Origin of the sequence: Aureispira sp. CCB-E, assembly GCF_031326345.1 — a bacterium.
In the GTDB taxonomy this organism is placed as follows: Bacteria; Bacteroidota; Bacteroidia; order Chitinophagales; family Saprospiraceae; genus Aureispira.
This window is the reverse complement of sequence record NZ_CP133671.1, coordinates 4,377,251-4,391,385: the sequence shown is the minus strand read 5'-3', so window position 1 is coordinate 4,391,385 and position 14,135 is coordinate 4,377,251. Positions and strand designations below refer to the sequence as shown.

Annotated in this window: 11 protein-coding genes; 3 read left to right on the top strand and 8 right to left on the bottom strand. The window is 34.8% G+C overall.

What is annotated here, in order from left to right; translation table 11 throughout:
• Positions 1 to 52: 52 nt before the first annotated feature.
• Positions 53 to 1,399: a TIGR02594 family protein gene (locus tag QP953_RS17120; RefSeq protein ID WP_309552032.1), complete on the bottom strand. Its 1,347-nt coding sequence runs from the start codon at positions 1,397 to 1,399 to the stop codon at positions 53 to 55.
• 301 nt (positions 1,400 to 1,700) lie between these two features.
• On the opposite strand from QP953_RS17120, the gene QP953_RS17115 reads away from it, so the two are divergent.
• Positions 1,701 to 2,102, top strand: a complete 402-nt coding sequence (locus QP953_RS17115) for a hypothetical protein (protein WP_309552031.1) — start codon at positions 1,701 to 1,703, stop codon at positions 2,100 to 2,102.
• A 56-nt stretch (positions 2,103 to 2,158) separates the two neighbouring features.
• Here QP953_RS17115 and QP953_RS17110 read toward each other — a convergent pair whose 3' ends face one another.
• Positions 2,159 to 3,151 (bottom strand): NAD-dependent epimerase/dehydratase family protein, encoded by a 993-nt coding sequence (locus QP953_RS17110; protein ID WP_309552029.1) that lies wholly within the window; start codon positions 3,149 to 3,151, stop codon positions 2,159 to 2,161.
• 633 nt (positions 3,152 to 3,784) lie between these two features.
• On the opposite strand from QP953_RS17110, the gene QP953_RS17105 reads away from it, so the two are divergent.
• Complete coding sequence (locus tag QP953_RS17105) at positions 3,785 to 5,218, top strand: T9SS type A sorting domain-containing protein (RefSeq protein ID WP_309552027.1); 1,434 nt, start codon at positions 3,785 to 3,787, stop codon at positions 5,216 to 5,218.
• 388 nt (positions 5,219 to 5,606) lie between these two features.
• Here the strand turns inward: QP953_RS17105 and QP953_RS17100 are convergent, their stop codons facing one another.
• The 6 genes from QP953_RS17100 to QP953_RS17075 all read right to left on the bottom strand — a co-directional run bounded on the left by QP953_RS17100 (position 5,607) and on the right by QP953_RS17075 (position 12,235).
• The gene (locus QP953_RS17100; protein ID WP_309552025.1) at positions 5,607 to 7,910 is read right to left on the bottom strand and encodes a trypsin-like peptidase domain-containing protein; all 2,304 of its coding nucleotides are present in this window, start codon (positions 7,908 to 7,910) and stop codon (positions 5,607 to 5,609) included.
• 684 nt (positions 7,911 to 8,594) lie between these two features.
• Positions 8,595 to 9,605: a hypothetical protein gene (locus tag QP953_RS17095; RefSeq protein WP_309552024.1), complete on the bottom strand. Its 1,011-nt coding sequence runs from the start codon at positions 9,603 to 9,605 to the stop codon at positions 8,595 to 8,597.
• Positions 9,606 to 9,986: 381 nt separating this feature from the next.
• On the bottom strand, positions 9,987 to 10,196 hold the full coding sequence (locus tag QP953_RS17090) for a hypothetical protein (RefSeq protein ID WP_052599580.1): 210 nt from the start codon (positions 10,194 to 10,196) through the stop codon (positions 9,987 to 9,989).
• A gap of 74 nt (positions 10,197 to 10,270) precedes the next feature.
• Positions 10,271 to 10,702, bottom strand: coding sequence for a DoxX family protein (locus QP953_RS17085; RefSeq protein ID WP_309552022.1), 432 nt, complete (start codon positions 10,700 to 10,702; stop codon positions 10,271 to 10,273).
• An 11-nt stretch (positions 10,703 to 10,713) separates the two neighbouring features.
• A complete protein-coding gene (locus QP953_RS17080) occupies positions 10,714 to 11,097 on the bottom strand; it encodes a hypothetical protein (RefSeq protein ID WP_052599583.1) in 384 nt (127 codons plus the stop codon).
• 421 nt (positions 11,098 to 11,518) lie between these two features.
• Positions 11,519 to 12,235, bottom strand: coding sequence for a nucleotidyltransferase family protein (locus QP953_RS17075; protein ID WP_309552019.1), 717 nt, complete (start codon positions 12,233 to 12,235; stop codon positions 11,519 to 11,521).
• A gap of 394 nt (positions 12,236 to 12,629) precedes the next feature.
• Here QP953_RS17075 and QP953_RS17070 point away from each other — a divergent pair, with 394 nt between their 5' ends.
• Positions 12,630 to 14,102, top strand: coding sequence for an aspartate aminotransferase family protein (locus QP953_RS17070; RefSeq protein ID WP_309552018.1), 1,473 nt, complete (start codon positions 12,630 to 12,632; stop codon positions 14,100 to 14,102).
• The last annotated feature ends 33 nt before the right edge of the window (positions 14,103 to 14,135 follow it).

Below are 14,135 nucleotides of genomic sequence, written 5' to 3'. Positions count from 1 at the left end.
AGTGTAAATAGCACTGTTTTACATTTAGAATTCAACATCCCATATTGGTATTTTATCGAGTCGAGTTCATGCCCCCACCAGAACCATAGTCGCCAGTAAATTCACCAAAGGAATAAGCATTAGCTGGTACTTCATAATTGCTAGGTACGACATAGGCTACCACCTTGCTTGTTGAGTAAGACTTGATGTTGACAGCATTTCTTTGATTGCCTCCAAGTAACAATACCTCTTCTCCTTTTTTACCAACCACAAAGCCGACATGACCTTTCCACCCAGGACCAGCACCATCCCAATCGATGACTGCGATGGCTCCATAGGCAGGTTTCCCTAGATTTTTACCATATTTTTTCCAAGAAATAGCCATTGCACTATTGGTACCTCCTTGACCTGCTTTTTTCATCACCCAATTAACAAAAGAAGAGCACCAAGGCGTTTCATCATTTTTTATATTACCTTTCACAGAAGCATGGTATTCTAAAACTCTAGGATTGTGCTTCTTCTTACTAGTATTTTCTTTGACACCTTTTTCTCCTTCTGCTATTTTTATCCAATTGGGTTTATTCAAAGGACCTGTATTGGAATTAATATCATCGCTACTAATAGGTTTTCCATTGCCAACCAAGAGCTTAAATGTTTTTCCATCAGGTTCTACAAGACCATCGCTAAATCCATTAAGATTAATGCTTTGAAACTTTTTGATGGCACTAATTGTAAGTGGTCCACATATACCAAGACCGATAAGTTTTCCACCTTTCTTTTTGAGCAATTCTTGGACTATCTTAACATCTTCCTTGTCGTTAACACCTTTTTTGCCAACGGAATTTTTGATGGATGATAAATCTAAATCTTTATTATCTTTATCAATAGGGGTATATGCATTAAGTTTTTTCCAAGTATTATCGTTGGGGGTGATAATCCCTGTGTCTGCTTCTTCTACTTTTTGTTGAAAATTTTTAATTGCTTTAATTGTTTTGGGACCACATATTCCAGAGCCTTTTAAGGGGGCATTATTTTTTTCTCTAAGCAAATTTTGAACAAGGCTTACGTCACTTTTTTTATTATCACCTTTGCGCCCAACCGAGCCACTAATACTTTTACTTGATGTTGGTTCATTTACTAACGTATGATCTACCGTGTCATCCTTGGTGCTAGACCAGTCTTTTATCCCTTCTTGGTGAGATTGCAAAGCATTTTTAATTCGTTCACTAGAGCTTAATGCTTTTTCTTTTGCCTCTATTTTATTGGCAATTTTTTTTAGACTAGTATTAAGCTTATTAAGTTTGAGTTGTTCATTTGAGTCAATCTGCCCATCTGCCATAAATAGCTTTTCATAATATCGAATGGTATCTTCATACTTTCGTATTGTTTCGCGCAACTTTGCTAGTTTTTGAAGTTTCATAGCTACTTTTTTTGAATGTTATTGAGTGTCTGTTCTAAATTGGATAGATTTTGAGGGCTAAAATAGATCGTTGGAATAGGTGTTAGTATGAAAGTGTGATTTTAATAGGTTGTCTATTAGGTAAATATAATTTTTTTTATTGAAAAAAAAAACTACTTTTTGCTTCTTTACAATAAGAAAAGTAATGAGAAAAAATGGTTTTGTAGCCATTGTTAAATAACCTAGAATTAAACTTAAACAGTGGCAAATGGTGTTGTTTTTGAGGCAGGATTATTATTCTAAAAATAATAAATCATTTATTATGCGAAAAGCAATACAATTTTTGGGGTTGGTATATCTTAGCATTGCATTAGTGGCCTGTAGAGTTGCGGAAGAGGATATAATAGGCACTTGGACAACTTCCGATGGCGGTACAATTACATTTAATGCAGATAGGACAGGAATAACAGTTAATTCACCTTATTTTGATTTTGCCTGTGGAGCAATTAATGGTGTTCCTATAAGTGTTGTTGATACTTTTGAGTGGTGGATTGAGTCAGAAGGCACTAGGTCTAGTTTGTGGCTGGACATACCTAACCCAGCAACATTTCCGACTTGTGAGCCTAGTTTAAAGCATCCTATTCAATTCAATGGAAATAATAGAATACGAGTAGGACCTCATATCCCTGGAGTTTTAGAAGATAACTTAGAGTTATCTAGGTAGCCACAATACGGCAAATAATAGCACAGCTAACAATTATAGATCGTACTATCTAAATTTTATGGGGCGACAATCAAATTTATTAACTCTATTCGTTTTTTTTCAGACATACCATAGTTAGGAGTGGGCCAACCGAGAGATTGATAATATTCAATGGTTTTGGCAATACTCTCTGTCCAGCCTTTTAGTTGAAACTTAAAATCGGTTTTTAATTTTTGATTCGAAAAGGTAAAATAATCTCCATTAATCCATAAAGGCATGGTTGTCCATTCTGCAATTTGTTGAGCATTCAAAAAGTCAGCTGTGGCATTGATTCTATTGGGGTTTTTATCAAGTAAGAAGCAAGCCGTATCCACTATTTTCTTGATAGACGCACACTCTTGACTCATGACATTATAGATTGTGTTGTGTTTGGAGATGCTCAAGGCTTCTACAATACTTTGTATCAAGTCGTCAATATAGGTAATGGAAAATAAAGAACTGCCACAATTGGGCAGCAAAAGCTCTTGGTGGTGCTGCACTTGATACAACCAGTAATACAAACGATCGGTATAATCGTATGCCCCGTAGACAAGCCCAGGTCGTAGGCTAATATAATCTACTCCCGATTGTGCTAATAATGTTTCGCAAGCTACCTTCTTTTCGCCATAAGCATCGGGTAGAGGTGTTGTTTTTTGCGTTTCAGAACAAGACAAAAGTGAACCATTTTCAGGTGTTGGCTGCTCTGATTTATGACTGTTGTCATAAACAGAACAAGTAGAAATGAAAATATATCGTTTCAATTTTGTTTTATTAATATTAGATAAAACAGCATCTAGCGAAGCAGGGTAGTAGCAAGACAAATCAATAATATAATCCCAGTTTTGTTGACCAATTTTTTGAATATCATTCGTGTTTCTGTCGCCAACAATACGCTTTAACTCAGGAAAAAGCGTTGCATTCGTCTTTCCCCTGTTAAATAAAGTAACAGAATACTGCGGATGATTTTTAAGCTGTTCAAGTAAATTTCGACCTATAAAATTAGGACCTCCAATGATTAATAATTCCTGCATCTTTATTATGATTTTAAAACGGATTGGCAGTTGTTAGTGGCGTTTTCTTTGGCAAAGAAAACCAATATTAACGCCGCTTGCTACTGTACCTTAAAATATCTTGACTAGAAATAAATTGGTCATTTTGATAAGGTTTAGTTTAGCTAGAGTAAAGTAAGGTCGTTTGAGTGTTAATATCGTTAATGAGCAAATTATTATAATACAAAATAAGAAAAAAAAGTTCCCCGAATAAAGAAGGATTATGTAGGCTGTGCAAGTAGAGGTGGAAATAAGTTGGTGTAAAATTGCTGATAAACAATACTCGTTAAAAGCTCTTTTATTTCGTTTGATAATCAAAGTTTTACGTATTGAAGTAGGCTATTGTTATCTGATAAGCTCAATATTATGTATTTTAGAATGTTGAATGTTTAGTGTATATTAGTTTAGTTGTTGTCGGTTTGCAAAAAGTATATTTGTAATCATTTTTAAACCAAGTAAATGATCTGTTTGCTGAAAATTCAGAAGTTTTAAGGGGTGTGTCATCTGGTTATTTACCAGTGATAAAAAATTATAGTTAAAAAAGAAGGTTGTTTTTATATAATTTTTCTGAATGATTACATATATGTATTTATACATTATTAAACAAGATTAACTATGCATAGATTACCTATAAAATTGGGACTTTTGTTATTGATTTTGAACATTTCTACTGCCTTTGCTCAAAATTGGACACCTATCTCAATCACTGGCAAAACGAATTATAAAGCTCATAACTTGAGTATTTATCCTATACAAGCCTATTCTCTTGTAGATTTATATTATGTACCGACTTCGATTGTGTTTCGAACAATAGAAGTGGATAGTGTGCAACAAGTGAATGGTTTAACAAATTATTTTTTCAATGATGTTTCTTTTTTGGCAGCTGGAGTTGGTATCAAAGCTCACCAACCTAATTTTTTAGAGCGCAAGATGGTTTCAGGGGGAGGAGGTGTTTATAATTTTTATGATCCAGATACACTTGTTCTCAATACACAAGCAAGTATAAATGACAGTTGGACCTATAATCAAAATACTCAAAATATAGCAACCGTGACCAATATTGTTCAAGATACTGTTTTGGGACAAGTGGACTCTATCAAAGTAATTCATTTATCTTTAGGTGATAGTATTTTACTATCTAAAAATCATGGAATTGTATACTTTCCAGATACTTCGGATCTCTATTACACATTAGCTGGAATTGAGTATACACCCACTAATTTTATTGGACAACAAATGCCAAGTACTTTGAATACCTATGATTATGAAGTGGGGGATGTCTTGGTGTATGAGTCGAGAAGTGTATACATCAACTCTAGTTCATTATTACGAGAGAAATATACTGTGTTATCAAGATCAGGGAACAATTATACATTTCGAAAAGAATCTTTCCAAAAAAACAATAATTATGGTAATCAGTCAATAACAACTGCTGTAGGAACAACCTCCTTATTGCCTTATTATCATGACGAAGAACTTGTTTCTAATGGGGGAATTATGGCTTCTAATTATCCTCAAGAGTATAGGTTGTGTGTCATTACAGAAGATAGAGCAGGTAAAGCAATTAAAAAAGTTACACCATTTAGACTTAGCAATTACAGCCCCAATCCTGGTATCTATAATATCATTTCAAGTTCTAAGAGTAGATTCTTTGCCTCTGGTCTGGGCTTTTTATATGATGAGGAATCTAATCACTTAGGTAGTTTTGAAAATCAACTTGTTGCATACGTAAAAGATGGTGTCTTAGTAGGAGATACTACCACATTATCCTCTTTAGTACCCATTGCTAAGATAGAAAAACTTCCAATAGAAGTTAAGACGTTTCCACAACCAACAGATGTACTCCTTAATATTGAATTAGATGGTAGCGCTTTGGAACTTGGTCAAGTTCAATTACTGAATTCAGCAGGGCAATTAGTGCTTGAGTGCGCTTATAAAGGGGAAAATATCTTTAGTATTGATGTGACAGGAGTAGAGCAAGGTATCTACATCTTGAAAATTATAACGGATGAAAAATATGCCACTAAGAAAGTAGTCATTGGGCACTAAAATTATAAGCTTGGTTAAAGCGAGCTTGTGGAGTGCGTTTTCCATTAATACTTCTACTTGTTCTTTTCTGTATCCCAAATATACTTTACCACTCAAAGATCAGATAAAATAGCTATTTAGTGGTCACTATTTTTGTCATTTTGATAAGGTTTAGTTTAGCTAGAGTAAAGTAAGGTTGTTTGAGTGTTAATATCGTTAATGAGCAAATTATTATAATACAAAATAAGAAAAAAAAGTTCCTTGGAGATTTATGTAGGTATATCATTTTATTTGTGATAATTTCTACTACTAAGACAAAGTAGCAGCACAACTAACTACTAAAAAAAAGACGCCAAGAAAAAATCTTGGCGTCTGTTGTGTTGCTGCTGTGTTAAGAAAAAATATCCCTTTATTGTTTGATAACCTTTCTAACAAGCTGTTTTTTATCGTTTGCAAACGTAATAAAATAAACTCCACGATTTAAATCATTCAACACAACCGTTTTATTTTGGAGCGTGCCAGTTTTTACAATTTGACCTTGTAAATTCACCAATGTATAATTCGTAAGCCCTTCAATATTGGTTTGAATTTGTAGTTGATCTGTAAATGGATTAGGTGACACGTTTAAGAAGGTTCCTTGTACTTTTTCAACGTTGTTAACATCGACACTAGCACTTTCGTTGCTATTGACACAGAAGTTCTTTGTCTCTGTACTGCTAAAACTTCCTCCAGAAGCTAAAACAGTTCCGCTTGACGCATTGCTAAGAGAATAAGAACCATTACCGTATGCACAACACATCCCATCTCCATAAGAGTCATTAACAGTTAGTGTGTAACAACCAGCTGGCAAACATTGATTGATGTTGAGCGTAGAACCATCTGCTTGGTTAGGATAAGTACCTCCAGAAGCAACAGTAGCACCAGCACTATTTTTGATGTTCCAGCTTGTTTCTTCTGGATAATTATCAAACTTGAGAGTCAAGCGAGTATCGATACAAGTTGGAGTAGCCGTACCTGATATAGAGAATGCATCTACAGCCATGTCTCCTTGCCAAGTTGTTCCTGTTGTACCATTAAATCGTAACTTTAACTCTGTTTCGGAAGTATAACTGTTTAGACTGACAGTAGCTGTTTGCCAAGAATTTCCTTGGTTACCTGCTTTAGACCAAATTGTAGTCCAAGAAGTTCCATTAGTGCTTGCTTCTAGTTTTAAATTGCCCATTGCAGCAGCACCATACATATGATACTTGAAGGTTAAGCTAGGAGAACTCAAGCCAGATAAGTCAAAACAAGGACTATTTAAGATAGCTTGTTTGCTAGAGTAGTTTGGAGAAGATGATTCCATATAAACATAGTAACTACCGCTACTTGCAGCACTTGGTCCTGTATTAGAAGAAGGTGTGCCACCTGAATTGCGACTCCAGTTAAAGTCATCACCACTTGCTTGTGTCCAAGCACCAAAGTTGGTTTCAAAACTTTCAGTATATGGGAAAGAACTTATGGTTGAACTACAATTGGCTGGTGGATTGGTGCCTCCATCAACACCACAATTAGGCATGTCATTACCAATGTGTGCGATTAACTTATCGCTTCTACCACTAGAACCGTTGGTACAGCCACCTGTATTGTGAATGGCAACTACTAAATTAGAATTATAATCCAAAACAGGAGATCCAGAACTACCACCTTCTGTATCAGCATAATAACGAATGCCATTAGTTGTCACGGTATTAACTTGTGCATTACCATTGGCATCACCTCCTTGGTCTGTTTTTACTGTAATCTCTTTGCGTCTACCTCCTGGATGCCCTACGATGTAAATGCGATCATTTACAGAAGGTGCAACAGAACTCAAGCTTAAATAGCCGTAGGTGCTAGTTGGATTATTTGGAAGTTTTAGTAACGTATAATCTAGTGTAGAACTAGTTTTGATAAATGTAGAAGAAGATGCGACAACATCAGAAGTGGAATTACCAGAGCCATTACAATTAGTATGATGATAATTGAACATAAAATCAGTGTTAGCTGCCGCAGAAGCCGTGCCAACACAGTGATTATTTGTCATCAAATGACCATCACAACCTAGTAACCAACCTGTACAAAGACTAGAGCCATTGATTAATAATCGGCAAACAGCCCGGCCTTTGGTGTACATGGTTGTTCCATTATAGCAAATGATAGGTTCTTTTTCGTCACCACCACAAATTGATTTTTCTGCTAAGATAGCATCGATCTTTTCTTGTGGATAGCCATAAGCAACTCGTGCTATGTCAAAACCGTAGTAGTTGGACGCATTTTGAGCATGGAGACGAACAATAATACGCTCGTCAAATAAAACTTTGGTCCAAAAATCACTGATCGTATTTAGCTGAGCATCAATAATTTTCCCTTGACCACCATAAATGATAGATTCTCCAATATTAGGAGCTGTAATCTCTACATAATCACCTGGCGCTAAGTTGAAATTTTTAAAGTATAATTTGATGTAAGAAGCTTGTTTGGAATAGAACTCTTTTTCGAAGATAATCCCTGTTGTACCAGTTGCATTGTAAGGATGTTGAGTCTGTATGTTTAATGCTTCCTCATCTCCAATTTTGAGTGGTTTGCTAGGTCGATCGAGATGGTTTTGAGAGGAGTGGTTAGATCCTGTAAGTGGGCTTTGGGCGTAGGTAAGACTACTAATGAATAGTAGGAAAAATAATAAATTTTTCATCATAAATAGTTTTAATTAAAACAGAAAGTGTGTGTAGCGTACTACCAAGGGGGATGTCGTATTGGGGAATATTAAATCCTTTGTTTATCTGTTGTGAGGGTGTTTGGATAGATTGATGTTAACTAGTGTTTTTCAATTGAATCATTTGAAATTGTTTTAAGTAGAATGAGGAAAATTTTGAATAAGTATTATGGTGTTTGTGTTTTGTATCTATGTTGTTGTTTGTAATTATACACATTAAAAATCACAAAAAGTAAAATTTAATTTTGTTATTAGGTTTTAAGTCGAAACCTAATTTCGTTTAAAAAAGGAGTTAGATTTAATATATTTAAGGGTAATATTTGAAGTGTTAAGTTTTTTATTTTGATTAGTCTTGTTATTTGAAATAAAATTTTGTTTAAGCTTGGTTTTATATCCGTTATTAAAATTTTCTTAACATATAATTAAGAGTTTAAAAAGTTTTCTAAATCTGTAAAACGTAGTGTTATTTTAGTTATGTATTATGTATTGTAAAATAAAGGCTAAGGTGTTTTTGGGGCGAAGAGGATTCGCTTAGGGTAATCACATCGTTATTGTGGAAAGAAAAAAATAGGAATAAAAAAAGCAGAAAAGCTACCAAATGTAGTTTTTCTGCTTTGATAAGTAAGAGCTTTTTTACTTACTTGTACGTGTTTATATAAATGCTTATGGGCAAACCTGAGTACAATACTCGTTGTACCATCCCCATCTGTTGGTATTAGGGAATTCAGTCCCGAAACTCCAAGCTGTTTCATACTGTTCGTCGTCAACGCCATTGGATTGACTAACACTTGCATGCGTTGCAATGATAAAACAAGAATCACTAATTGAAGATAGGGGAATAGTATAGGTATAAGTAGTTGTTCCTGCAATATGAGTGGCTTGATAAGGGAATTGTCCTGGAATAGGGGTATTGGAATTATTGGTGGGCAAATTAGCTAAGCTGCCAATGTATAGATGCGTTTCTGCCAAATTCCATCCTCCAGTAGTATTAAAAGTAACATAGAGGTTGGTTGCGTCGTTGATTACCTCAACATTTCCAACCAAAATTGTTTGACCACCATAAAAATCATAAGAAATTGTGTCGTATACACAAGGTTCACATTCTTGTACGCAATAGTTCATATATCCTGCCCAGCTTCCTGAGTTATTAAATTGGACATCATTAGCCCAAGCTGTTTCGGACTGAACAATTTCGCCCTCACTATTTAGTAAGTGTGCCTCAGCGTGTGCCGCAACAATAAAGCAAGAATCCAAAGTAGACAAATCGTATGTATATGTAAAGGTGGTTACCATAGGGCTGTGTGTAGTACTAGATGGGAAATTTCCAATTTTAGGATTTCCATTTGGAGTAGCGGGCATATTTGCCAAAGAGCCAACATATAGATGTGTTTGTCCTAAAACCCAGTTGTTTTGTGTCGAAAAAGTAACAAATAGTTGTGTTGCGGTATTGGTTACAGTAACCGTTCCAATATTAATGTGCTGCCCTGCATTAAATGTACTAACTACTGGTGTGCCACAAGGTGTGTTATTAATTATATTATTACTAGTATTTGTGATAGTCGTATTGTTTGCATCCGTAGAAGTAGATGGAGTGATTACTTCATTTTGTTCTGAACAAGAAACAACTAAAAAAAATGTAACAATGAGTAGAAAAAAGTGTTTAAAGGTGTTCATTTTAATAAAATTTTAATTTATTATTTAACATAATTCTATTCTATAGGCTTAAGAAGTTGAGTCTTTATTTTCTTTATTAATCAGAAGATTACAATAAATGTAATTGTAAACTTTGAAACTTTTAAAATTTGCAAATAGAAAAAAGAAGCAAAAAAAATTATTATTAAGCATTCAACGTTTTACTAGCATAGAAAAACTAACTTTTACTTATATCTATATATTATTATAACCTTTTAAAATTTGAATTGTTTAGAACACAAAGATATGTACTATTAGCAAAGCTTGGATGAACTAAACTTGCCAAAGTATGTCACGTTTTTGCCATTTTGGAGAAAAATATATGTTATTGACTAAAAGAAAAATATTAAAAAAAGCACTGTTTTATCTTTTGCGATCTACTTTGCTAATGAAAAAAAAGAAGACAATAGCTGATATACCATAAAAGACCATAAACGCAGGATCTCTCTTGGCAAATTCTAATTTTAATCCAAAAAGATCTAAATAAACAATCAAAGTATACAAAAGAACTTCTATTCCAATAAATAATAAAAACAAGGTAACAAAGTGGCGGCTATCGTTAGAATTGCTCATAAATAGTAAATCTTAATTTATTTTAATAGTGTGCCAAAGCCATACTATTTAGTACAGCAAATTATCGTATGAAGTTAAAGTGAACGACTATGGTTAATATAATAATCGATAGAAAATCGATCCCATTGACTAGGCAGCAACAATAGAGCAATTAAAAGTATCGCACGGTACATAACATGAGACAAATCCCAAATAGGTTCTGCGTAGCCATGTCCAAATGTTACAAGAACCAAAACAGATGCTAGAGCATATAAGGCATAATCTCGTTTTAAACCAATCACAAGCAACAACCCTCCTATAAGTTCTACATAAGAAGTATAATAAGCTGTTCCTAACAACAGGAATTTAGGAATACTAGCATAGGCTTGAGTAGCAAATGCCATTTGATAAATGCCGTCTACTGTATAGGTAAATACCTTGCCGTATCCTTGCATTAAAAAGATAAAACCCAATAATAAGCGCAATGTTAACACAGCAACTTGCTGATTAAGAGGAACAGTTTGCATGGAATGTTTTTTTATAAGTCAATGGTTTCTGGACCTTTGTGAAGGTAAATGTGACACTCATCTCCTCCAATAATGTAGGCTTGCTCCACAATAATAGAACCATTCGAGAAACCAACAAAATGAAAGCTATCTTTTTTGTTGACTAAATTACTATGATAAGCATCAGTTATAACAGGATAAAAACTATCGGACTCATTCGGATCTTCATATTTAAGGGTATCCCCATCTGATATTCTAATGGTATAGTAGCGATCGAGTTGCTGGCCATTGATGCCTACATCTATACTTTTGTAAATAGTACTGCAGATGATATCATCCTGTGGTTGAGTAGGGGCACAAGAAATGAGTTGATAAAATCCTATTATTAGAAAGGAAAAGAAGAAAAATCGTTTCATAAAGTTGTGTGTGTTTATTTTTACTAATGTAATTTACGGGACACTCATTTAGACTAAAGCCAAAAGGCTAGAGCAATGGTATCTCTACTTAAAACAACAAAATGAAAGCGGTCTTTGTTCTTGGTAAAAAGGAGCTTGTCCTTGTTTATAGATGTTTTAATGTTTTGTAATAACAATAGTTCGTTGAAACCACGCAGTAGCAGCGAAGCTAAACTTTATTGTTTTGATAATCAATAAGTTACAGTTTTATTGTATTTTGTGTTAAAAATTTGATTATCAAGCTAATATAAATGTGCTTTTTTATCTTTTTGGTAAAAAAGTAAACAACTAAGCGATAGCGATCTCACGACCGCAGGGAGCTACCACGAAGTAGCACCGCAGGTAATCAACGAACTACTATAATAAAAGAAGATGGATATATTTAATCCAAAAACTCTAATGCAGCTCTCAAACGTTCAGGTTTACCTACATCAAACCAATAATCTTGGTTGTGAGGATAGGCTATGATTTTGTGTTTGTCTGCTAAATTGAGGTATGTTTCTATAATAGAAAATTTGCCTTTTTGTGTCATCAAATCGAGCAAAGAAGGATGAATAATGTGTATGCCACTAAAGGCATACGATTGAATTTTTTGTGCAGGGCGAACATGTCGAATGGCTTTTGTTTTGGTGTTTGTCCAACCACACAGTTCTTGCTGTTCGTTGAACAACAAATAGCGGGAACTTTCTCTATTCCGTGTTGCTAGTGTTGCTAAAGCCTCGTGCTGCTGGTGATGGCGGAGCATAGTCGATAAATTGATGTTAGAAAGTACATCGACATTGTAAATAACAACGGCTTCTTCTTCTTCAAAATGTGCTTTAGCTTTTAACAAGCCTCCACCTGTTTCCAACAGTGCTGCTCGTTCATCTGAAATAGAAATGCAACAACCAAAATTCTGATGTACCTCCAATTCTTTTAGTACCTTTTCACCAAAATGATGAATGTTAATAACAATATCTATTATCCCAAAGGATTTTAAGTGTTCTACAGCATGTTGTAAAAGTGTTTTTCCATGGACTTTTACCAAAGCTTTGGGGCGGTCATTGGTTAAGGGGCGAAGACGAGTACCCAAACCTGCTGCAAATAGCATTGCTTTCATAATATCTCTTTAACAATTTTATAAACTTTACCAATATCTTTTGCTAATTATTTTAGCCAATCCTATTCTTATTTTAATGCCTTATTTGGAGACATCATGCAAAAATCATGGCTTTATCATGCAATCAAAAAATTGCAAAATACTAAAAAATAGGACAGTGTAAAAGTATTGTTTAAACTTGAATATGTGTTCAATTTTGTTATATTTGTTTAGCCAATATTCTTGCTGTTTAATAACAGGTCGAAACCAAGGAGCCATAGCAAAATGAAACTGGATTCGTCCCTTTATGGGAACAACACATGCTCGCTAGATTATGATTTAGAGTTGTGTGGTCTCACAAAATTACCACATTAAAGCATTAAAATTAAAAAAAATAAATAATAGATTGATCAAAATGGAAGTAAAGACCAATAAGATTTCGATTCCTCAAAAAGGTTTATCGACAGAAGAAATACTAAGCGAGCTAAAAGCTATGAAAAAGAATGATGTGCCTTGGGATTCAGGGAAAGTGCTCGCTTATGTTTATGAACCCAAAAAAGAAACGGAAAACTTGACAAAGGAGGCTTATAAGATGTACCTCATTGAAAATGGTTTGGATCCAACAGCATTCCCAAGCTTATTAAGGCTTGAAAATGATTTGATTGGGATGGCAAAAGATTTGTTAGGAGGAGATGATGAAGTAGTCGGAAACTTTACCTCAGGCGGTACAGAAAGTATTATACTGGCTGTTAAAACGGCAAGAGATTATTTTAGAGCCAATCGACCAGAAATCCAAGTGCCAGAACTAATTATAGGAGAAACGGCACATGCAGCTTTCCACAAAGCGGGACATTATTTGGGGGTAAAAGTCGTTATGGTTCCTGTTGATAAAGACACTTTGAAAGTAGATCCGAAACTGGTTGAAGCAGCGATTACAGAAAACACCATTCTAATTGTTGGGTCGGCACCTTCTTATGCTCATGGGGTAATTGATCCCATAGAAGAACTTGCAGCGATGGCAAAATCTAGAAATATTTTATGCCATGTTGATGCTTGTGTTGGTGGCTTTTACTTACCTTTTGCCCGCAAGGCAGGCTATGATGTTCCTCCTTTTGATTTTAGTGTCGATGGTGTAACCTCTATGTCAGCGGATTTTCACAAATATGGATATGCTGCTAAGGGAGCTTCTTGTATTCTGCAAAAAAATAGAGATTTGAGACGGCATCAAATTTTTGCTTGTTCTAGCTGGTCTGGTTACACAGTGATTAATCCAACCGTATTGTCTAGCAAGACAGGTGGTCCTTTGGCTGGTGCTTGGGCAACCCTAAATCATATTGGACAGGAGGGATACATTGATATTGTCAAAGGTTGTCAAGAAGCCACTAAGTTATGTCGAGAAGGGATTGCAGCAATTCCAGAGTTAGAAGTAATGGGGGATCCTGACATCAATTTAGTAGCAATTGTTTCTACCGATCCTAAAATTAATGTTTTTGCTATTAGTGACTGGATGGCAAAAAGGGGCTGGCATATTCAAGTTCAATTAGCCGCTAATTGTTCTAAAGAAGCATTGCATTTGAGTATTAATCGAGCGAACGTAGCACATATTCCAGAATTATTAAAAGAATTTAAATCAGCGATTGCAGCATTAAAAGAAAAACAAGCACCTGAAATGGCATTGGATCCAGCTATGTTGGCACCCATGTTTGACAATATGAATGCTGAAACGTTTGACAATCTAGCAGAAATGCTTGGTTTAGGAGGTGGAGGCGAAGGGGCAGGCTTGCCTGATAATTTAGAAATGATTAATAATATTCTAAATCAACTGCCTGTCCAACAGCGCAATGTTTTGCTAACAGAGTTTATGAATAAGCTGTTTAGTGCTATTTAAGGATTAAATTTTGTGATATTTACTACTGAATGC

Excerpts from the sequence above, each read along its gene's own strand:
- QP953_RS17115 (WP_309552031.1), top strand. The coding sequence starts at position 1,701 with ATGCGAAAAGCAATACAATTTTTGGGGTTGGTATATCTTAGCATTGCA.
- QP953_RS17090 (WP_052599580.1), bottom strand. The coding sequence starts at position 10,196 with ATGAGCAATTCTAACGATAGCCGCCACTTTGTTACCTTGTTTTTATTA.
- QP953_RS17100 (WP_309552025.1), bottom strand. The coding sequence starts at position 7,910 with ATGAAAAATTTATTATTTTTCCTACTATTCATTAGTAGTCTTACCTAC.
- QP953_RS17120 (WP_309552032.1), bottom strand. The coding sequence starts at position 1,399 with ATGAAACTTCAAAAACTAGCAAAGTTGCGCGAAACAATACGAAAGTAT.
- QP953_RS17105 (WP_309552027.1), top strand. The coding sequence starts at position 3,785 with ATGCATAGATTACCTATAAAATTGGGACTTTTGTTATTGATTTTGAAC.
- QP953_RS17085 (WP_309552022.1), bottom strand. The coding sequence starts at position 10,702 with ATGCAAACTGTTCCTCTTAATCAGCAAGTTGCTGTGTTAACATTGCGC.
- QP953_RS17110 (WP_309552029.1), bottom strand. The coding sequence starts at position 3,151 with ATGCAGGAATTATTAATCATTGGAGGTCCTAATTTTATAGGTCGAAAT.
- QP953_RS17080 (WP_052599583.1), bottom strand. The coding sequence starts at position 11,097 with ATGAAACGATTTTTCTTCTTTTCCTTTCTAATAATAGGATTTTATCAA.
- QP953_RS17095 (WP_309552024.1), bottom strand. The coding sequence starts at position 9,605 with ATGAACACCTTTAAACACTTTTTTCTACTCATTGTTACATTTTTTTTA.
- QP953_RS17070 (WP_309552018.1), top strand. The coding sequence starts at position 12,630 with ATGGAAGTAAAGACCAATAAGATTTCGATTCCTCAAAAAGGTTTATCG.
- QP953_RS17075 (WP_309552019.1), bottom strand. The coding sequence starts at position 12,235 with ATGAAAGCAATGCTATTTGCAGCAGGTTTGGGTACTCGTCTTCGCCCC.